At 36.4% G+C, this 19,088-nt stretch carries 17 protein-coding genes; 7 read left to right on the top strand and 10 right to left on the bottom strand.

Going from position 1 to position 19,088, the window contains the following annotated elements; all coding sequences use genetic code 11:
* Positions 1 to 18 precede the first annotated feature (18 nt).
* Entirely contained in the window at positions 19 to 1,542 is a 1,524-nt protein-coding gene (locus tag PSR12_RS01850) for a succinyl-CoA:acetate CoA-transferase ScpC (RefSeq protein WP_221679064.1), read from the bottom strand.
* Positions 1,543 to 1,909: 367 nt separating this feature from the next.
* On the opposite strand from PSR12_RS01850, the gene chrR reads away from it, so the two are divergent.
* Together chrR and PSR12_RS01840 are read left to right on the top strand one after the other, a co-directional pair.
* The gene (gene chrR, locus PSR12_RS01845; protein ID WP_221679062.1) at positions 1,910 to 2,641 is read left to right on the top strand and encodes a class II chromate reductase ChrR; all 732 of its coding nucleotides are present in this window, start codon (positions 1,910 to 1,912) and stop codon (positions 2,639 to 2,641) included.
* A 204-nt stretch (positions 2,642 to 2,845) separates the two neighbouring features.
* Positions 2,846 to 3,271 carry a hypothetical protein gene (locus tag PSR12_RS01840; RefSeq protein ID WP_221679061.1) on the top strand — a complete coding sequence of 142 codons (426 nt, stop codon included), beginning with the start codon at positions 2,846 to 2,848 and terminating at the stop codon, positions 3,269 to 3,271.
* A 42-nt stretch (positions 3,272 to 3,313) separates the two neighbouring features.
* Here the strand turns inward: PSR12_RS01840 and PSR12_RS01835 are convergent, their stop codons facing one another.
* Positions 3,314 to 4,993, bottom strand: a complete 1,680-nt coding sequence (locus PSR12_RS01835) for a hypothetical protein (RefSeq protein WP_221679059.1) — start codon at positions 4,991 to 4,993, stop codon at positions 3,314 to 3,316.
* A gap of 132 nt (positions 4,994 to 5,125) precedes the next feature.
* On the opposite strand from PSR12_RS01835, the gene PSR12_RS01830 reads away from it, so the two are divergent.
* From PSR12_RS01830 to PSR12_RS01820, 3 genes are all read left to right on the top strand, one after another.
* The gene (locus PSR12_RS01830) at positions 5,126 to 5,776 is read left to right on the top strand and encodes a lysoplasmalogenase (protein ID WP_004229764.1); all 651 of its coding nucleotides are present in this window, start codon (positions 5,126 to 5,128) and stop codon (positions 5,774 to 5,776) included.
* A 90-nt stretch (positions 5,777 to 5,866) separates the two neighbouring features.
* Positions 5,867 to 7,096 (top strand): peptidase T, encoded by a 1,230-nt coding sequence (pepT, locus tag PSR12_RS01825; protein WP_221679058.1) that lies wholly within the window; start codon positions 5,867 to 5,869, stop codon positions 7,094 to 7,096.
* Positions 7,097 to 7,271: 175 nt separating this feature from the next.
* Entirely contained in the window at positions 7,272 to 8,234 is a 963-nt protein-coding gene (locus PSR12_RS01820) for a DMT family transporter (protein ID WP_221679057.1), read from the top strand.
* A gap of 259 nt (positions 8,235 to 8,493) precedes the next feature.
* Here PSR12_RS01820 and PSR12_RS01815 read toward each other — a convergent pair whose 3' ends face one another.
* Positions 8,494 to 8,925 (bottom strand): DUF4395 domain-containing protein, encoded by a 432-nt coding sequence (locus PSR12_RS01815; protein WP_221679056.1) that lies wholly within the window; start codon positions 8,923 to 8,925, stop codon positions 8,494 to 8,496.
* 119 nt (positions 8,926 to 9,044) lie between these two features.
* Here PSR12_RS01815 and PSR12_RS01810 point away from each other — a divergent pair, with 119 nt between their 5' ends.
* A complete protein-coding gene (locus tag PSR12_RS01810) occupies positions 9,045 to 9,755 on the top strand; it encodes a Fe-S oxidoreductase (RefSeq protein WP_221679055.1) in 711 nt (236 codons plus the stop codon).
* Positions 9,756 to 9,812: 57 nt separating this feature from the next.
* Here PSR12_RS01810 and PSR12_RS01805 read toward each other — a convergent pair whose 3' ends face one another.
* Positions 9,813 to 10,496, bottom strand: coding sequence for a GNAT family N-acetyltransferase (locus tag PSR12_RS01805; protein ID WP_221679054.1), 684 nt, complete (start codon positions 10,494 to 10,496; stop codon positions 9,813 to 9,815).
* A gap of 11 nt (positions 10,497 to 10,507) precedes the next feature.
* The gene (locus PSR12_RS01800) at positions 10,508 to 11,620 is read right to left on the bottom strand and encodes a mandelate racemase/muconate lactonizing enzyme family protein (RefSeq protein WP_221679053.1); all 1,113 of its coding nucleotides are present in this window, start codon (positions 11,618 to 11,620) and stop codon (positions 10,508 to 10,510) included.
* Positions 11,621 to 11,700: 80 nt separating this feature from the next.
* Between PSR12_RS01800 and PSR12_RS01795 the strand changes: the two genes are divergently transcribed.
* Entirely contained in the window at positions 11,701 to 12,942 is a 1,242-nt protein-coding gene (locus PSR12_RS01795; RefSeq protein WP_221679052.1) for a PadR family transcriptional regulator, read from the top strand.
* A gap of 56 nt (positions 12,943 to 12,998) precedes the next feature.
* Here PSR12_RS01795 and nhaC read toward each other — a convergent pair whose 3' ends face one another.
* From nhaC to PSR12_RS01770, 5 genes are all read right to left on the bottom strand, one after another.
* Complete coding sequence (gene nhaC / locus PSR12_RS01790) at positions 12,999 to 14,447, bottom strand: Na+/H+ antiporter NhaC (protein WP_112118021.1); 1,449 nt, start codon at positions 14,445 to 14,447, stop codon at positions 12,999 to 13,001.
* Between the two features lie 279 nt (positions 14,448 to 14,726).
* The gene (locus PSR12_RS01785; RefSeq protein ID WP_221679051.1) at positions 14,727 to 15,836 is read right to left on the bottom strand and encodes an amidohydrolase; all 1,110 of its coding nucleotides are present in this window, start codon (positions 15,834 to 15,836) and stop codon (positions 14,727 to 14,729) included.
* Positions 15,837 to 16,040: 204 nt separating this feature from the next.
* Complete coding sequence (locus tag PSR12_RS01780) at positions 16,041 to 16,184, bottom strand: hypothetical protein (RefSeq protein WP_274771333.1); 144 nt, start codon at positions 16,182 to 16,184, stop codon at positions 16,041 to 16,043.
* Positions 16,185 to 16,413: 229 nt separating this feature from the next.
* Positions 16,414 to 18,456: a TRAP transporter permease gene (locus PSR12_RS01775; protein WP_221679047.1), complete on the bottom strand. Its 2,043-nt coding sequence runs from the start codon at positions 18,454 to 18,456 to the stop codon at positions 16,414 to 16,416.
* A complete protein-coding gene (locus PSR12_RS01770; protein ID WP_274771331.1) occupies positions 18,453 to 18,968 on the bottom strand; it encodes a DUF1850 domain-containing protein in 516 nt (171 codons plus the stop codon). The genes PSR12_RS01775 and PSR12_RS01770 overlap by 4 nt, the downstream gene beginning before the upstream one ends.
* Positions 18,969 to 19,088: the final 120 nt, after the last annotated feature.

The following is a 19,088-nucleotide window of genomic DNA, read 5'->3' as shown; positions in this document are numbered from 1 at the left end:
AAGGCTTTTCAGATAATACTATTGTTTTGTAAAAGCAGGGTCCTTCATCGTACCGTTTTTCGCATAATTAACGTGCCATGATAGTGCTTTTTCTAGATCATGTGGTGTATGATGTCCACCCGTTGCCTCATTGGCATCATTAAAGTACTGCCACAGCTGCTCCCTATAATCAGGATGTGCACAATTATCAATGATAAGTCCCACTCGTTCTTTTGGGGCAAGTCCTCGTAAATCTGCTACGCCCTGTTCAGTTACAATGACATCAACATCATGCTCTGTATGATCCACATGCGAGACCATTGGAACAATACTCGAAATATCTCCACCCTTAGCATAAGACTTTGTCACAAAAATTCCTAAACGTGCATTTCGAGCAAAGTCACCAGACCCTCCGATACCATTCATCATCTTTGTACCAGAAACGTGTGTGGAATTAACATTGCCATAAATATCTAATTCCAATGCTGTATTCACTGAAATTAATCCGAGTCGACGAATAATTTCAGGCTGATTTGAAATCTCTTGAGGGCGCAGCACTAATTTATCAGCATATTTTTCAAAATTCCCATAAACACGGTTTCCTACTTGCTCAGAAAGGGTAATAGAAGTTGCAGATGCAAATTTTACTTTCCCTGCATCAATTAATTCAAATACTGCATCCTGGAGAACTTCTGAATAAACTTCTAAGTTCTCAAACTCAGAATCTTTAAAGCCTAGCAATACAGCATTTGCTACTGAGCCTACCCCAGATTGAATTGGTCGTAAACTTGTTGTTAAGCGACCTACTTTAATCTCTTCACGTAGGAAATTTAATAAGTGATTAGCCATAACATCTGTCTCTTCATCCGCTGGGACAATCGTTGATGGCGCATCTAATATATCCGAAATGACGATGCCTTTTACTTTATCTAAATCTAGTGGAATTCCAATTATACCAAGACGATCTGAAACATTCTGTAAAGGAATTGGATCACGTTTTCCTTGTTGTGCAGGTACGTAAATATCATGTATACCTTCTAATGCATCAAGCTGTGCTACGTTTAATTCAATGATGACTTGGTCTGCTTCTTGCACAAAAATGGGAGAGTTACCAACTGAAGTTGTAGGAATTAATAAGCCTTCTTCTGTAATAGCAGCAGCTTCAATGATCGCAAAATCAATTGGTCCAATAATACCTTGACGAACAAGCTCAGCATTATGGGAAAGATGGGCATCGACAAATGTGATACCACCGCTATTGATTTTATTACGAATGCAAGCATCTGCTTGGAAAGGACCTCGCTTACGAATGACCCCTGCTTCTGCTAAATATTGGTCTACCTCAGGTCCAAGTGATGCACCTGTAAAGACATCTACTTGAAAATCCTCTTTTTTCGCTTTCTCTACAAGTGCAAGAGGTACAACCTTTACATCGCCAGCACGTGTGAATCCGCTCATCCCTAATACCATGCCATCCTTAATCCAAGAAGCTGCTTCTTCTGCTGTTACAACCTTGCTTCGTAATTGTTCATGACGAAGCTTTTTCGCTAACTTTTCTTCCATTCCCTATTCCTCCATTCCACTTTATTTTTGTTCAACTTGCATATTTGGTTCCAGTAAATCTGTGACATCCGTCAGAGAATGTATCTTTATTCCAGGAGGATTTCATCACCTAATAGCTAATGCTGTCTAAACATTTGTGAATAAAGATCATGTAATTTTTGGTAGCACAACCAAATAAACAGTCGCTTCTACAATTTTATACTATTTAGAATATTTAATCTATATCAAATGAAATATTTTACTTTACGAGATAATTTCGACATTTATAAATTATTTATAAATAACTTTTTGTTCCTCATTATTCGATTTTGCTAGAAAAGCGTGCTATGCTCAAGGTATAGAACAGACACAAAGGAGAGAGTTTTTAATGGTTAAAGAACTATTACGTAGCCATTCCTCGGTACGCATCTATGATGGAGAACCGATTTCAAAAGAAATCATTGAAGATTTAATTGGAACAGCACAAATGGCTGCAACATCACATTTTGTGCAAGCCTATAGTGTAATATGGGTAACAGATGCAGATAAAAAGGAAAAATTAGGCTTACTCTCTGGTAATCCACGTCAATATGAAACTTCAGGTGGGGCATTTGTTTTTTGCGTAGATTTCAAGCGACTTCAAATGGCTGGGAAACTAGAAGGAGTGGATATTGTAGCTGATTCTGCTGAAAATGTCCTTGTTGGGGTAGCAGATGTATCATTGTTTGCACAGAATTTTGTTATTGCGGCAGAATCAATGGGTTATGGCATTTGCTATATTGGAGGTGTACGCAATAAACCTTCTGAAATCAGTGAATTATTTAATCTGCCTGATCACGTTTTCCCATTATTCGGGCTAACAATTGGCGTTCCTGCGCGTCGCAATGAGGTAAAACCTCGTTTACCTGTATCTGCTGTATTACATGAAAATGAATACAATGTTGAAAAATATGAAGAGCTTTTACCTGCCTACAACGAGAAAATGGAAATATACTATAACAGCCGTTCGTCAAACAGAAAAATTGATAACTGGACAAAGCAGATGGCTGATTTTTTAATCGAACAACGACGTCCGCATATCAAAGAGTTTTTAGCAACAAAAGGGTTTAATTGGAAATAAAAGAACGAAAATGGAGTTACTATCGTATGATAATAATTCCATTTTTTACATAAAACTATTACCGATATATATTCAATCTAGGGATATTGCCACAATTCCTTCTATAAATCTAACCATAAATTAAACGAAAAGACTCTTTCCTTTTCCAGCTATTCCATTCATATTAATAAATGATACCTATTAAAGAAAGGAGTTATACAAACAATGTCCAATATCAATAAACATCTTGCTCGCACCTTGGAACAACAACATAAGAGAAGTGTAAGAGGTTTATTCTTAAAAATTGAAGACTTAAATAATGAATGCACCCAATTAAGAAAAAGACTCGAGCCACATATTGATTTGAGTGTATATAAAAAACCCATTGATTATGTCAATCAGTTCGTTTCTCATACTACAATTCTCAATTTAAAATTCGTCTCGAATACACAGAATTTAGAAGTAGTTGTCTTGCATGCTCTTTTATTATCCTATATTTTAGAAAACACATACGGCGATGCTTGTGAATATGAAGATAAATTGTTACAGGGGTATATACAAGAAATCTTTACACTAAATGATCATGCTAAAAGACTATTTATGAACCATAGAGAAAAGATGCTTACCTATGTTCAAGAGCAAGCTACATAAAAAAGACGATCTTCGTAATAACAAGATCGTCTTTTGTTCTTTTTATTGTAGTCCTCTAATTATAAGTGAGCGAACTGGTAGGAACTGCTCTCCTGTATCGCCATAAGTGAGTATTACCTCATCACCCTCTTGTAAATAAATTGCTAAAGGTTCTGTTTCGGCACTCACTAAATAATTTTCACCATTGTTTAATAAGAAAGATACAGTTGTAAAATCGCCTAGACGTTCTTTATATACACGTAATACCTTACCACTTATTTGTTTTTCCTCAGCACTTGAGCTACCATCTACAGTATTTCCTCCTCGACTTAAGGCTGTTTTATATAGTTTCAATGCCTCCTTAGGAGTAGTAGCGTAAACGGAAATTTCAGGATTGGCTGCAGAAACAATAAAATAATTTTGTAAGAAACCATTGGAATCTAGCACCGCTGTCAGCCAGCTCGCTTCCCCATAAAAGTTATATAACACTGGCATTTCGCCATTCCACTTTTTCTCAATAAATTTCTTCTCTATTATTTGTAAATTACCTTGTGAATCCATATAACTTGAGTCTTGATTCCCTGTATAGTATGTTGCATTCCCTGTTCGTGCGTTTGTTAGTGAATAGCCTAACATTGAATCCACACCTTCTTTAGGGCTTGTAAAATCCGTAAAGTAATACATATCACCCTTCTCATCGAAAATTGGGCTCACATTCGACTCTGTTCCTTCATCAGAAGGAATCTTTACATCCTTTTTACCAAACATACTATTCCAAAAACCATGTACATAATTACCGAAATAACTGTTTTGTAAACTTACTGTCTCTGGTGATACAGCACCATCAATGAATTCAGGTATTTGATCCAGTTTAATGACCTCTGATTTCCCCGTCAGCGCATCAACCAAGACAATTCCTTTTACATCAAAGCCATTACGCGCAGAAATAAATTCCCCATATGAGCGAATATAGTATGGCTTTCCTTCATCATCTACTTCCAACTGTACGTCACCATAAAAAATAAGGAATGGATGTTGCAAACGAATATGACGTTCTAAATTAGCATTTAAATATGCGGAAGGTACATATTTCATTTCCTCTTTAATAAATTTAGGATTATCCGCAGAATCTGTAGCACTCATTATGAAGTAACCAGGTGTTGTACCACCGTTCATCCATTTAAAGAATCCAGAAAATTCAACTGGTGCGATATAAACATATTCGCCCTTCACTTTTTGAATTTGTAAGCGCCCTAATTCATAGTAGCTCGTATTTGGCACTTGTCCGAAAGCCTTTTTCATTTTATTGCGAGCAAATTTCGGGGGTACACTTGCAGGTGTTTGTGTCTCATCGAATGGTTTTATTTCAACTTCTTCCTTCATTTCAGATGATTTAAATTTTTCATTAGCATTCCATAAAGGTGCTGATAAAACATACACAGCTACACCTAAACTTGCTAAAAATAAAACACCTTTTATTTTCCGTTCGATACCACTTGCTAGCAGAGCACCCGCTAACGTTAATAAAATAATAGCTGGCCAAAAAACAAGCCAATTTACATCAATTTTTGTTACATATAACGTAATCCCTGTGGCTAAAAACCCTAGTACAAAGACTCCAATAAAAAAGTATCCAATTACTTTTTTCGATTGTCCATCTTCTCTCTTCTTCGTAATAAGCGGTGTCACTAACACACTTGCGATCATTGCAATGACTGCTGAAGCTATTAGTAGCTTAGTCATTTGGTTCATCCTCTCTTCTTCTTTCTCACTACTTACTTTACGGTTACATACTAAAAAAGTTTCATACATACGTTGTACAGAAAGGAATTCTACCATAAATATTGAATTTCAAAAGGAAAGGAGCTGAAAAATTTGTTAAAAAAATTATTAATAGGTGTCATTATTTTATTGGGTCTTTATTATATTTTTCTCTTTTCCCATATTGCTGAAAGTTTAAAACTCATCTTTAAAGTGATTCCTATGTTGCTCATCATTATTTTAGCTGCGATTCAGAAGCCGTTACATATTAAAAAGTACCAACTTTTGATTATTGCTGGACTTGTATTCTGCATGATTGGAGACTATACATTGCAGTGGTTTTTAATCGGTCTAACTAGCTTTCTTATCGGGCATATCTTTTATATTTTCGCTTTCTCTACTGCAAATGAACGGCAAGTACCAACTTGGGCAAAAATACTTTTATTATTCTATGGAGCAAGTATGGCTATATGGATTGCGGGATCCGTCTTTAAAACAGGCGAAACCATTCTTGGTATTGCAGTAATCGCCTATATTTCTGTGATACTCACAATGGGCTGGACAGCTATAAAAACTGGCTCTACGCTGGCAACAAGTGGTGCATTATTGTTTATTGCATCTGACTCTTATTTAGCTATTAACAAATTTGTCATGCCACTAGCATTTTCTCATGAAATTATCATGTTGACTTATTATAGCGCCCAACTACTTATTGCTTTAAGTATCCTTCAATATTCCGAAATCCGAAGTAAAGTGTTACAATAATATAAATTATGCCAAGGCATAATTGCGTCTGGAATCGGCTTTGTGAATGCACAAAGAATTTTAACATATATACATTAGGAGGCCATACTTATGAAAGAACAAGTAATTGAGCGATTAATACGCTATGCAAAAATTGATACACAATCAGACTTCACAAGCGAAACAACTCCTTCTACACAAAAACAATTTGACCTATTACATGTTTTAAAAGACGAACTTGCCGAAATTGGTTTGACAGACATTACATTAGATGAAAATGGCTATTTATTTGCCTCATTAGAAGCTAATACAGATAAAGAAGTACCAACTATCGGCTTTTTAGCCCATGTTGATACAGCTACTGACTATACAGGCACAAATGTGAAGCCACAGCGTGTAGATAATTATGATGGTGGAGATATTCAGTTAAACGAAAACTTAGTTATGTCTCCGACTGACTTCCCAGAGCTTAAAAACTATGTTGGCCAAACACTTATCACAACAGATGGTACTACATTATTAGGCGCTGACGATAAGGCAGGGATTGCTGAAATTATGACAGCAATGGAGTACCTCATTAAAAATCCTACTATTAAGCATGGTAAAATCCGTGTAGCCTTCACGCCAGATGAAGAAATTGGTCGTGGGCCACATAAATTTGATGTCGCTGCTTTCGGTGCAGACTATGCCTATACTATGGATGGTGGACCACTTGGCGAACTACAATTCGAGAGCTTCAATGCCGCTGGCGTAAAAGTAATTACAAAAGGCACTAGCGTCCATCCTGGTTCAGCAAAAAATAAAATGGTGAATGCTATTACAATGGCCATCGCCTTCCAAAATGAAATGCCTGCTGACGCAGTTCCTGAAAAGACAGAAGGTTATGAAGGTTTCATTCATTTAATGAGCTTTAAAGGGGCTCTTGAGCATACTGAGCTTTCTTATATCGTGCGTGACCATGATCGCCAAAAGTTTGAGGAGAAAAAACAATTAATGCGTGATGCTGCAGCTAAAATTCAAGCACAATTTGGTGAGCATGCACTGAGCATTACCATTGAAGATCAATACTTCAATATGGGTGAAAAAATTGAGCCTGTAAAAGAAATTGTTGACATTGCACGTACTGCAATGGAAAAATTAGATATTACACCGAATACCCTGCCGATTCGTGGTGGTACAGATGGCTCACAATTATCCTATATGGGCCTTCCAACACCAAATATTTTCGCTGGTGGCGAAAACATGCATGGTAAATTCGAATATGTTTCCGCTGAAACAATGGAAAAAGCAACTCAAGTTATCATAGAAATCGTTCAGCTTTTTGAACAGCAAGCAAAATAATAGTTTTAATTTTGAGTGAGCTTATTTCTAACGCATTTACCTAAAGAATCATGAAAAATTTTCATAGCTACGAAGAGAGGTTTGTCCTCTCTTCGTAATTTTTTCAGCTATAATTACTGAATTTTCAAATTACATAAAGGGTTTGAGGTTATAAGCTCAAATTGAGGTGATGTTTATGAAAGAAATTGCATTAGGTATTTTAGCTTCCCTTTTCTTTGCCGTGACATTTATTTTAAATCATGCAATGGAAATGCAAGGTGGTAGTTGGCTATGGAGTGCATCATTACGATATTTTTTTATGCTCCCTTTCTTGCTTATCATTGTCTTTTATCGTAAGGGCTTTTCACAGCTTTCTGGTGAAATAAAAGCACAGCCTATAGCATGGCTACTTTGGAGCTTTGTTGGATTTGTTTTATTTTATGCGCCATTAACATTTGCTGCTGCTTTTGGTCCAGGTTGGTTGGTTTCAGGTACATGGCAGTTTACAATCGTTGCTGGTGTATTATTAGCTCCTCTTTTTGTTTCGATCATTGCTGGTAAAACAGTGAGACAAAAAATACCTTTCGTATCCTTGCTTATTTCATGTGTCATTTTAGTAGGTATTTTGCTTATACAAATACCTCATGCACAATCAGTATCGTTTAGAAGTTTAATGCTTGGTATTTTACCTGTCATCGTAGCAGCTTTTGCTTACCCTCTTGGCAATCGTAAAATGATGGAAGTTTGCGGGGGACGAATCGATACTTTTCAACGGGTGTTAGGAATGACCATTGCTTCAATGCCAGCATGGATTATCATGGCTATTTATGCCATTCTTACAATAGGACTTCCCTCAGCAAGTCAAATGTTCCAATCATTGCTTGTTGGAATTAGCTCAGGCGTTATAGCAACAGTTTTATTTTTCATAGCAACGGATCGCGTAAGAGACCATCAAGGCAAGCTAGCCGCTGTGGAAGCAACTCAGTCAACAGAAATTCTTTTTGTTATTATTGGTGAGGTATTACTATTAGGAATTGCCTTCCCTAGCCCTATTGCACTTGCAGGTCTCGGAGTCATCATTGTCGGTATGCTATTACATAGTTACTATACAATGATTATCGGGAAAAAGAATGCTTTGCAACAAAACTCAACTTCCTAGCAGTCCATTATATGGGCTGTTTTTTGACAAAAAAAGACGACTCTATTCTAAATTTAGAATAAGTCGTCTGAGATTTTCACGTTCCCAAAAAATGAGGGGGGTTTTAGGAGCGTAATCATGAACTAGCAAACTTCTGGAGAAAAGTAGCTAAAGTTCATCCTCTCTACACTGTATTGTAGACGAGGAATAATCTTTATACGATAATGATAATCATTATCAATTAAAATGTCAATCATAATCTAATCATTTTTTTACTTTTTTAAAAAGATTTTTTTAGTGAGCGTCGGTACTGCCATTGCTTCAACTGAAAATGTAAAAAACAGCCTATACAAAATCCTGCTATTGCGATGGATGATGCAATTGCAACCAGGCCAGTAAAGATATGACCAACAACCTGCCAATGTAACAGATAACCGAATAAACCAGCTGCTAAACAAAGGCTAGCAATACTGGAATTAAATTTTTGCTGCTGAGCATCCTCTGGTATATATGTAGATGGGGCCTTTGTTAAAAAGAGCTTCCCTACACGAAGTATCGGGTTATAGTTGCATAAAATACCTAGTAAATTTGCAGCTAGTGGAATTACTAATATCCAGGTAATTCCTGATACCCATGATAAAATGACACTCAGAAGAATCGTCCACTGGTTCAGTCTAACAAGTGGTCTTGGAATTGTATGAAGTTGCAACACCCTAAAACCCACCTTTCTGATATGTTTAATGTATTTTACTACATGATATTCCATTTGTGAAGCAAAAATGATTACTTTATAATGAAGTTAACAGATGTTCAAAGGAAAAGAGGATAACTATGCCAGCTTTAACCATGGATCAAGTTCAACAATTAAACTCGTACAGTATTTATACAACTGAACCTAAGCGGACTTTATTTACTTTAGCTGATATACATAAAGACTTTTACCATCCTGATTTTTTAAACCTTATGATGGGTATAACAGATGCAGCAACAGAAACAGCAGCTATTTCTCACTTTGCACGCCGCTATGGGATGTTTTTTGCTATGCAATTTTATATGCTTGCCGCTTATGACGAAGTATGGGATGGTAAGCCACTTGAATTGCGTTTTGATGCTGCAAAGGAATTTAATAGCTTTACTGTTGCCATGTTTGCTAATCCAAATGATTGGCGCTACGTTGAAGAAGATGAACGCCAAGCTGTTATTGAAAAAATTCTTTACGATGGCCATGTCATTGTCCAACAGCTTCGTAAAGTAACCTCCATTTCCCCTCTTACCATTTGGGAAAATTTCTTTGGTTATTTGCTATGGCATTATCATATATTATTATCTAATCCTGGCTTAGCCGATCAAGCCATGGAGGATATTGAGGCTTTAGAGGACCCGAAAACATGGGCACGCTTCTCCAATAAATCTTGGTGGGCACAATATACAGGTGGTCTTAGCCCTACTACTTTAGTCAATGTACCTGTAAGAAAATCATGCTGTTTTTCTAAAGATATCCCAGGTTTAATGGCTTGTGGTTTTTGCCCCATAAAAAAATAAAAGAGCCTTTTAAAAAAGCCTTACCCTCCACAAATGTGAAAGGTAAGGCTTGGTGCTTTATTTTTCGTATACTACAAACCAATCGTTGTTTTCTTCAAACATAGACGTGCCAAGGAAACCTTGTTTTAAAAGTTGCTGTTGCGCAGTCGTATCTCCCATCGATATCACTTGTTTTTCTGTAAAGTTCGAGGACTTCTCTTGTTGTAGGTCTTTATAAAAAATATAACGAAGCTTATCTACATATTTAATTTTCAACCCTTTAATAACGAGGTCTTGCGAGAATTTATCCTTTAAGCTCGGAATATTATATGGCTTTACAGTGGAGCAAACATAATCATATTTTTCTAAATCGATATTTTCCATCACTACTGTAGCTAATGTTTTCTGTAATCCGTAACCTCGATATTTTGGTGAAACATTCGATATTTCCTGATATAAAACACGTTGAAATTCGTTTTCTGCAATTCCACAATCATAGCCAAGGTGTTCTTCATCAATAGGCGGTTTTAACAGTGCACGAAATGCGATCAATTCTTCCCCTACATACGCACCTATCATCATTCCATGACCATTTAAAATATACTCAAATTCCTCTGTGCTTAAGGGTTGTAGGATACTTTGGTCTGCTAAAGCCTCATAAACCTCAACTTGTAGCTCTTCAATTTGTTGTAAATGCTGGAGCGTTAATTTTATAACAAAAAACGGTGTCTCACCAAGCTTACCATCATAAATAATTTCCATATTACGCCTCCTTAGGCTGTGACAACCGTTGAAAACTTACATAATTCCTGGATTACAGCTTCATCTACATCTACACCTAATCCTGGTTTTTCATTTAGGCAAATAAATGGTACATCATAATGTAAGTTCCCAACATCCTTTGAGAATTTTAATGGACCCGTTAGTTCTACACTCGTCATAATTTTCTTAGAAAATGCTACATGGAAACCTGCAGCAGAACCAACTGACGACTCTACCATGGAACCAACTTGACATTCAATTCCTGCCATTTCCGCCATCACAGCAAGCTTCATAGCAGGATAAATGCCACCACACTTCATTAATTTAATATTTACTTTATCTGCTGCACGCTTGGCTATAATATCACGCATTTCACGTACGCCTCGTAGTCCTTCATCAATCATTAATGTCACATCAGACTTTGATTTAATTTCTACCATTCCATCAATATCTTCGCTATCGACAGGTTGCTCTAACCAATCAATATTTAAATCTTTCATAGCTCGTAAACCTTGTAATGTAGTGGCTGCATTACCCCAACCTTGATTTACATCCACTCGAATAGCAATGTCTTCGCCTACTCGCTCACGTACCGCTTTTATACGAGCTACATCACGAAGTACCTCTGTACCTACCTTCATTTTAAAAGAACGATAGCCCATTTCTACTCGGTTAGCTGCCTCTTCTGCCATTGCTTCAGGTGTTCCAATACTTAGTACATGTGTGATTGGGAATTTTTCATGATAACGTCCACCTAAGAGTTGGTATACAGGCACCCCTAAGGCTTTCCCAGCAATATCGAAGCAAGCAATATCGATCGCTGCTTTTGCTGCTGGTACATCTTTCACAACTTTATTCATTTTATCATGTAGTTTTTCAAAGGCCATTGGACTTTCCCCAATAATAGCTGGGACAAGCTGATGTTTTAGCACAGCATATGTACTTTCCCATGATTCACCTGTTACATGTTCATCAGGAACAGCTTCACCATACCCTACCACACCTGTATCGGTAGTTACTTTTAAAATAATGGAAGGCATTGTATCATATGTAGCATAACTAATGATGAATGGATCAATTAGCGGTAAATGTATAGCAAAAATTTCTACTTGTTTAATTTTCATCGTAATCAGTCTCCTCTGTCGTTTAAGTTGTCGCTAATACGTCGCTAAATGTTTAAAAAAATAGAAAAGGATCGATGCCCATGTCTACCAAAATAGCGATTATATGTTCAAAAGCATTTATGAAGCGTATTATTAGTATCGCACAAAACATAGCCGGTATTCAATTAGAATTTTATCTTTACAGCCACCCCTCTGAAGCGCCTACTTTGATGAAGCAAATAAAACCATGTGATGCAATATTATTCGGAGGAACATTACCCTATTTACACACTCAATCATTACTTTCAGATATTCCAATCCCTTGGAATTATATTAAGCAAGATGAAACAACCATTTCTACAACATTGTTATCATTAGTAGCCAAACATGCTGTAGCTATCGACAGGATATCCATTGATGTAATGAATCCTGCATTCGTTGATAATGTTTTAGCAGAAATAGAATTTCGTGGTCAAAAGCCACATGTTCAGCATATTTCGATTACTGAACCAACTGAGAATATTTTAAAACGCCATATCGCCCTGTGGAATTCTAAAAGTATTGATTTTGTCATTACAAGTATTCATAGTGTATTTGATGAACTACAAGCACTTCAAATACCCTCAATGCGAATGTTAGATGCTACTAAGTCAATTATTCAATGCCTTGAAGAAACAAAATCAAAATCACTATTAACGAAATCAGAAGCTTTCAAGGCTGTAGTGGGTCTCTTAGAAATCCCTAAAAATACTTCCATTGAATCAACTGTTTTAAATCAAATTGCGAAAGCTACCTTTTCAACTTTTAAGCAAATTTCAACGAACTCCTTTGAGCTATATACAACTGCTGGACATCTTCAAAATGCTCTAGAAAAGGAAAACTTAGAACAGCTCATACAGCAAGTTGCACAACCATTTAAACTAGCATTTGGCTATGGCTATTCCATTTTGGAGGCCACACAAAATGCTCAGCATGCCTTAACATTTACTAAACCTTTTGAGATTTATATTCTTGATGAACATAAAAACTTATTAGGGCCTTTCCCGAATACAGAAGGTAAAATTTCTTTAAAAACCGATGATCCTTATGTTTTACAAATGGCTAAGCTTACAAGTTTAAGTCCATTGAATATCTCTAAAATAATCAATTTCAGTAACGAACGACAGTCAGCTCAATTTACATCTCAAAATCTTTCTGAATACCTCCAAGTAACACGACGTACTACAGAGCGTATTATTAAAAAATTAGTTGATAATGGTTATGTAAATATTGTTGGTGAAGAAATGACCCATCAGCAAGGACGTCCTCGCAAAATTTACCAATTGAATTTTGCAACTTACTAAACTGCTCTATAAAAGAATTCTCGTAGATACACGTGGATCTACGAGAATTTTTTATTTTAGTCAGCCATTACCATATTATCCGCATTTTCTGCTTCTATCGCCTTTTTACGCTTCTCAGCTTCTGCTATTTCTTCTGGCGTTAATTTAACAATAGCAAATCCAATATATCCATAAATAATAGAAATAATTGGTACAGCAAAGTTAAGAATTGCATATGGTGCATATTCCATTGCACTTACACCTAAAGTTGCTAAAATAAACACACCACAAGTATTCCAAGGGAAGAAAACAGATGTTAGGGTTCCTCCATCCTCTAATGCACGAGATAGATTTTTAGAATGTAAACCACGTTGTTGATAGACACCTGCAAACATACGTGAAGGAACAACAATTGAGATATATTGCTCAGAACATGTTGCGTTAGTCGTTACACAAGCTGCAATCGTTGAAGCAATAAGACTTCCTGTAGATTTGGCAAACTTCACAATTACATTCATTAATGCCTTTAACATTCCTGAATACTCTAAAATACCACCAAATGTCATCGCTACAATCGTCATTGAAACCGTATTCATCATAGAATCTAAACCACCGCGGTTAAATAGCTCGTCTACCATTTGATTACCTGTAGAGATTTCAAAGCCAGCCTGTAATGCATGTACTGCACTAGCTGCTGAACCACCTTGTACAAAAATTTGTAGTAAGAAACCTGAAACAATCCCTATAATTAAAGCTGGAATTGCTGGCACTTTCTTAGCTACTAATACAATAACTCCGACTGGAACTAGTAATAGTAAAGGAGAAATAACAAAGCTTTCTTCCATCACTTTTAAAGTTGTTAAAATTTCTTCAGATTGCATTGAAACTTCTGCAAATTTTCTACCCAAAAATCCAAAAACAACAAGTGAAATAATCAACGCTGGAATTGTTGTATAAAGCATATGCTTTATATGATCAAATAAATTAGTACCTGTTAATCCTGCCGCTAGATTCGTTGTATCTGATAGGGGTGACATCTTATCTCCAAAGTATGAACCCGAAATAACAGCACCAGCAATCATAGCCGCTGGAATACCCATACTTAAACCAATACCCATCCCTGCGACACCAATAGTCGCCATTGTAGACCATGAACTACCAATAGCTAATGACACAATTGAACATAACAGCATGATTGTCACTAGGAACCACGCTGGAGAAATTAACTTTAGACCGTAGAAAATCATCGTTGCTACGACACCGCCGCCAATCCATGCTCCAATTGTCAAACCTACTAAAATAATAATAACAATGGCAGGTAATGCCAGACGAATCCCTTTATACATCATCTCTTCAATTTCTGCCCATTTATATCCATGCATTTTGGCAACAATTGCTGCTACAGTTGTGCCAACAAGAAGAGGTACGTGAGGACTTTGCTCTAAAACAACTACTGTAATTAACATAGTAATAATCATAATTGCAAAAGTTAGTAGTGCCCAGCCCGCATTAATATCCTTTTTCATTTTTCCATCCCCTTTTTTTGCACCAAATCCCTTTTCGGTTTTTTCAAGACGCAAATAAATTTTTACGTTTTTTAGCTTAATATTCAAAAAATTAAAAGTCAACGCAAAAAATTTATGCTTCCCTAGCAAATCCCTTTATTTTAGCGTAATAAAACGCTTTCAAGTAGCAATAAAAAACAATGCAAACCCTTGAATATCCATGCATTATTAAAAATGTTCATGCAAAAAAGCTATACGAAAAAATAGTTACATTTTTTCATATAGCTTTTTATAATTTTTTTATTCAGGTTTTTTTTCTAATACACATGCAAGTACTTCCGCAGCATCAATTAAGGCACTACGATCAAATGTCATTTTAGGGTGGTGTAATCCTGGTGTTAAATTTGCACCAATTCCAATCATTGCCGCTTTTAATTCCGGCTTTTTAACTGTATAAAAATGGAAATCATCACTGCCCGGTGTTGTTATTTCATCTGCTAAATGCTCTTCCCCCAAAGCTTCAATGATGGCATTCTTCGCCATGTTCGCAGCAGTTGGGGAAACTTCAGCACCTGGTGTGAAATCTATCCACTTCCAACTCATATCTATTTCAAATTGTTGCTGAATTGATTTCAAGCCAGATTCAATTTTACTGCGCAGCAATTCAAGTTGTTGATTGTGTTGTGCGCGAACATCCATTGAGAAACTAGCATTACCAGGAATAATATTCGTACTACCCCCATCTGCAATAATTTTTGTTAATTTAGCAGAATGAGGTTCAAATGGTGATAAATGAATGCTGTGTAGCATTTGTTGCACGGCCATAATAACATCTATAGCATTTTTACCTTGATGTGGTCTAGCACCATGTGCATCTATACCCTGAATAGATCCCTCTAAAAAATAAGCAGCACCATGATGAATCGCAGGCGAAACTTTGCCAAGTGGTAATTCTTCTATTGGTCTTAAATGAACACCAAATAAATGTGATACTCCATCAACTGCGCCTCTATCAAACGTTGCGCACGCGCCATTTCCTAGTTCTTCAGCAGGTTGGAAAATGAAACGAACACGATGCTGTAAGGTGCGATCTTTCAGTAGTAATAATGCACCAAGAACCATTGAGATATTCGCATCATGTCCACACGAATGATTTGCTTGCCATTTCCCATCAACTTCCTGCCATAAAGCATCAATATCAGCACGTACTGCAACAATTTCATTACCAGTCCCAATTTCAGCTATTAATCCTGGTATATCACCTAATAAACGATAACTAACATGCAATTCATCCAGTATGGAAGCAATTTTTTTAGTAGTCTCAAACTCTTTCCAACTTACTTCGGGATATTGATGAAAATGATCAAACCATTGATAAATCGTTTCTTCTACTGTTAAAGCTTTCGACATAACTACACCTCTATACGCATTTTTGTTTCTCATTATACATGAATCTTTTTCAGAAAAGTACATATGTCTTCAGACCTAATTCACTTATTTGAATCATATATTACATTCATATGCACTGAAAAAGCCATTTATCAATAGAGGTATAAAATAGAATGGGCTATGCTAAAAGTTAGTATACTTTCAACATAGCCCATCAAATTTTTATTATAAACTTGTAAAAAACCCTTCTGGATACTCTTCATATTGAATCTTCACCATTTGCTCCTCATTTTTCTCTTCCTCTTCACGCAAATCGAATTCTTGATCCATTAAATACGTCTCAAACTTTGAATTTGACAACTTTCCCATCGTACCACTCCTTATTTATTGAATTTTCTGATAAAATGATTATACAATAGATTTTTAGTAAATTGCAATAAATTATATACATTATGCATTATAACTATAAAACCTATCACAAAATTAGATTAAAAATGCCCCTGATTCTTATGATTTCTAAAACGAATTTAACCTTTTTTAAAAAAAATCTGCTCATTAATAGTTATTAAATGAGCAGATTTTTATGCAAACCAAAAATTCACGAGACTGAAACTCCCGTTTTGCCATTCATATTATCGGGATGATTTCCTTTTTTATGGGATAGAAATTGAATTACAAACATCACAATAAATATTCCTAAACCTACCCAATCTGAGAATTTTTCTGGATAGATTAGTAATAGTCCTGCCGCAATCAAAATAATTCTTTCAAACCAGAAAAGTTTACGATACCAGTAGCCGATCACCCCTGCACCAATCGCCACCATTCCCGTGATAGCAGTAAATACTACCCATAAAATTTGCGGAATGGTTGTATCAATCATTAATAATGCTGGGGAGAAAACAATCATATACGGTATAATAAATGCCGCAATCGCAAGTTTCGCTGAATTTACACCCGTTTTGATAGGGTCACCACCAGAAATACCTGATGCCGCAAACGCAGCCAGGGCTACAGGTGGTGTAATATCTGCAATAATACCAAAATAGAACACAAAGAAATGAGCAGATAGTAATACAACTACTGGCACTAATTCTTGTGGTGTATTTGGAGATAGTAATGCCACTATTGCTGGTGCAGCAATTGTCGATGTTATCACATAGTTAGCTGTTGTTGGTGCACCCATCCCAAGAATAAGCGATGCAATCATGACAAAAATAAGTGTCAAAATAATACTCCCACCAGCTAAAGCTACTAAGCTATTTGCTAAACTTAAACCTAGTCCTGTTTTTACAACGACACCCACAATAATCCCAGCACAAGCAGTAGCTGCAACGACACCTAATGCAGTTCGAGCACCTTCCACCAACGCATCAATCACATCTTTTGGTTTAAGACGGGTTTCTTTATTAAACATAGCCACACCAATCGAAATAATAATTCCATATAATGCAGCATGCATAACTGCTGTACCCGTTAGCATTAATATGATAATCGCCACAATCGGTAATAGAAGGTAAATCTTTTTAAATACCTCTTGACGATTTGGCATTTGATCGTCTCGCAGACCTTTTAGACCAACTCTTTTTGCTTCGAAATGTGTCATAATCCAAATACCTGTAAAATATAAAAGAGCAGGAATAGCTGCCGCTTTTGCTATATCCCAATACGTAATCCCTCGACCAATAAATTCAACCATTAGGAAGGCAGCAGCCCCCATAATTGGCGGCATAAGTTGGCCACCTGTCGATGCAGCTGCTTCCACAGCACCAGCAAACTCTTTTCGATAGCCTAGTTTTTTCATCATTGGAATTGTATAGGAGCCTGACGTTACTACGTTAGCTACAGAGCTTCCAGAAATCGTACCTTGAAGTGCACTTGAGAATACAGCTACCTTCGCAGGACCACCAATTAATTTTCCAGCTAGTGCAACTGCTAGATCGTTAAAATACTGGCCAACCCCTGTTTTCACAAGAAATGCCCCGAATAGTAAAAATACAAAAATAAATGTGGCTGATACACTAATCGGTGTACCGAATATCCCATCAGTTGTAAAGTACATAAGATTGACGATACTCTCCAAATCCTGTCCTCTATGCGCCATAAATGCCGGGAAATACGGGCCATAGTAAGCATAAATCAAGAAAGCGATTGCAATAATTGTAATTGGCAACCCTACAGCACGTCGAGCAGCCTCAAGAACTAGTACAACAGCTATTAGCCCAACAATAAAGTCTACCTGTGTAATGGAGCCATTGCGATTTACAAGTTCTGTATAGTTCATAGACCAATATGAACCTACTGCAATAGCTAGTAATGCTAAAATATAATCGAACCAGGCAATTTTATGCTTGGGTGCTTTTTTTCTCGCTGGAAATAATAAGAAAATTAATGTTAAACCAAAGCCTAAGTGGATGGTACGTTGGATTTGAGCAGGAAATTGCCCAAAAATAGCTGTGTAAAGTTGGAATAGCGAAAATGCTAAAAGGCCATAGAAAATAACATGCTTCATTACACCTGAAATGGTTCTTACATTGGACTCTATATCATATTTTTCAAGTATGGCTTGTTGCTCTTCAGCAGAAATTTGCTCAAATTCTTCTACTTTTTTTTCTTTCTTTGATTTCTCTTGTGTTGTCATTTCATCCTTACTCCTTTCCACTGTTCGTAAAGCGACAAACGCTTAATTTCAAATAAATAGGATTTACCCCTCTGTAAATCTTTTTTTAAATCATATTCTCTTTCTGCATAATTGAATACCAGACTTAAATCTAAATCACCTATATAGATCGTAAAATTATCAAGTATGGCACTATTGTTAAATTGGAGAACATATTTACCGTTCCGTTGAATAAGTGTTTGATTTTCCTCGGCATAGCCTGGCATACCAATAGCTAAGTCTTCATATTCCATTTCAAGCATTTCAATACGATTACCTTTTATATATTGATAGGATTCCAATACATCTGACTTATGTATGGAGTGGGTGTATCTTATTTGAAAGGTTTGCTCATCTAAAATGGGTATGTAGTGCACTTTAGGATGGGATAAACGAGTCTCTGTAAAGGTGAACACCTTTTGAAGAGGAAGAAATATGACAATACATAGACAGATACTTAATAGGACTGTTATGATGAATTTTCTCTGTTGCATTCGACCTATTCCCCCACTTTAAAAGCTATTCGCCTAATCCTATATCCTAAAAGTAAGAAAGAGACTCGAAGCTTTATGCAACGAGCCCCTTCGTATTTTTTAGAAAGTTTCAAGCACTAT

Source organism: Lysinibacillus sp. G01H, from assembly GCF_028872195.1.
GTDB classification, from domain to species: Bacteria; Bacillota; Bacilli; order Bacillales_A; family Planococcaceae; genus Lysinibacillus; species Lysinibacillus capsici.
The sequence above is the reverse complement of the archived record's forward strand: the minus strand, read 5'-3'. Positions and strand labels throughout refer to the sequence as shown.

Excerpts from the sequence above, each read along its gene's own strand:
- PSR12_RS01850 (WP_221679064.1), bottom strand. The coding sequence starts at position 1,542 with ATGGAAGAAAAGTTAGCGAAAAAGCTTCGTCATGAACAATTACGAAGC.
- chrR (WP_221679062.1), top strand. The coding sequence starts at position 1,910 with ATGGTTAAAGAACTATTACGTAGCCATTCCTCGGTACGCATCTATGAT.
- PSR12_RS01840 (WP_221679061.1), top strand. The coding sequence starts at position 2,846 with ATGTCCAATATCAATAAACATCTTGCTCGCACCTTGGAACAACAACAT.
- PSR12_RS01835 (WP_221679059.1), bottom strand. The coding sequence starts at position 4,993 with ATGACTAAGCTACTAATAGCTTCAGCAGTCATTGCAATGATCGCAAGT.
- pepT (WP_221679058.1), top strand. The coding sequence starts at position 5,867 with ATGAAAGAACAAGTAATTGAGCGATTAATACGCTATGCAAAAATTGAT.
- PSR12_RS01820 (WP_221679057.1), top strand. The coding sequence starts at position 7,272 with ATGAAAGAAATTGCATTAGGTATTTTAGCTTCCCTTTTCTTTGCCGTG.
- PSR12_RS01810 (WP_221679055.1), top strand. The coding sequence starts at position 9,045 with ATGCCAGCTTTAACCATGGATCAAGTTCAACAATTAAACTCGTACAGT.
- PSR12_RS01805 (WP_221679054.1), bottom strand. The coding sequence starts at position 10,496 with ATGGAAATTATTTATGATGGTAAGCTTGGTGAGACACCGTTTTTTGTT.
- PSR12_RS01800 (WP_221679053.1), bottom strand. The coding sequence starts at position 11,620 with ATGAAAATTAAACAAGTAGAAATTTTTGCTATACATTTACCGCTAATT.
- PSR12_RS01795 (WP_221679052.1), top strand. The coding sequence starts at position 11,701 with ATGTCTACCAAAATAGCGATTATATGTTCAAAAGCATTTATGAAGCGT.
- nhaC (WP_112118021.1), bottom strand. The coding sequence starts at position 14,447 with ATGAAAAAGGATATTAATGCGGGCTGGGCACTACTAACTTTTGCAATT.
- PSR12_RS01785 (WP_221679051.1), bottom strand. The coding sequence starts at position 15,836 with ATGTCGAAAGCTTTAACAGTAGAAGAAACGATTTATCAATGGTTTGAT.
- PSR12_RS01780 (WP_274771333.1), bottom strand. The coding sequence starts at position 16,184 with ATGGGAAAGTTGTCAAATTCAAAGTTTGAGACGTATTTAATGGATCAA.
- PSR12_RS01775 (WP_221679047.1), bottom strand. The coding sequence starts at position 18,456 with ATGACAACACAAGAGAAATCAAAGAAAGAAAAAAAAGTAGAAGAATTT.
- PSR12_RS01770 (WP_274771331.1), bottom strand. The coding sequence starts at position 18,968 with ATGCAACAGAGAAAATTCATCATAACAGTCCTATTAAGTATCTGTCTA.